Here is a 1,030-nt window from a genome sequence, read left to right as displayed (position 1 = left end):
CGTGTTTCATAAGCTGGGTCAGAGCCATTCGCAGATGATGGTGATGGTGAGGATGGCCTGGAACCGGACGGCCAGCTTGTCGTAGCGGGTGGCTACGCCGCGGTGGCGCTTGAGCCTTTTGATGCCGTTCTCGACGGCGTGTCGCATCCGGTTAGAGGTTTGGGTCGAACTTGGGCGGGCGTCCACCGCGGCTGCCTTTGGCTTTGCGGTGGGCGTCCTGGTCGGTCTTGCTCGGGATGCACGCCTTGATTCCACGCCTGCGCAGGTAGGCGCGGTTACCTCGGCTGGTGTAGGCCTTGTCGGCCAGGACCAGGTCGGGGCAGGTGCGGGGCCGGCCTACTCCGAGACGGGTCACCTTGATACGGCGCAGGACCGCGATGAACTGCGGGCTGTCACCACGATGCCCGGCGGTCACGACCATCGATAGGACCTTCTGTCCCTGCTCACAGGCCAGATGCGTCTTGGTGGTCAGACCGCCACGAGATCGTCCGAGCCCGTGATCGGCGGGTTCGTCGTGCACGCCGCCGGGTGGCTCTTTCTGCAGGTGGCCATCTCTGCGGGCGCCGGCGGTGTGTTGGTGGGCGCGGCTGGTCATCGAGTCCACGCTGATCGTCCAGGTGATCCGGTCTTCCGCATCCCCGGTGGCCTGTGACGCGGCCAGGATCTTGTCCCAGGTCCCATCGCGCTGCCAGCGACGGAACAGGCCGTAGAGCGTCTGCCATGGTCCGTACTCGGCCGGGACGTCACGCCAGGGCGACCCGATCCGGATCCGCCACCTGATCCCGCCGATGAGCTGCCGTTTCTCCCACTTCGGCGGACGACCCTTCACCGACGCGGCAGGCAGCAGTGCGGCGAGCCGCTGCCACTGAGCGTCGGTCGGGGCCTGCCGCCTCGTCACCGCTAAGGCGGCCACGAGGTCTCCGGTATGAAGTTCTTGCTTGGTCGCAGAACCAGATACCGGAGACCTCTTCAATTGTCGATCACCGCCACGCCGGGACCTTCACCAGCCACCACGACTCCTGAAACACGC

Annotated in this window: 1 protein-coding gene; it reads right to left on the bottom strand. The window is 66.0% G+C overall.

Annotated features, from left to right (window positions below):
* Positions 1–18: 18 nt before the first annotated feature.
* Positions 19–913 (bottom strand): IS5 family transposase gene (locus tag KBX08_RS33325; protein WP_374101985.1). Its coding sequence is split into 2 segments (ribosomal slippage): positions 19–162 and positions 164–913, totalling 894 coding nucleotides; the frame shifts between segments, so codons are not numbered across the junction.
* Between the last annotated feature and the right edge of the window lie 117 nt (positions 914–1,030).

It is taken from the genome of Micromonospora sp. H61 (genome assembly GCF_018070325.1).
Taxonomy (GTDB): Bacteria; Actinomycetota; Actinomycetes; order Mycobacteriales; family Micromonosporaceae; genus Micromonospora; species Micromonospora salmantinae.
The sequence above is the reverse complement of the archived record's forward strand: the minus strand, read 5'-3'. Positions and strand labels throughout refer to the sequence as shown.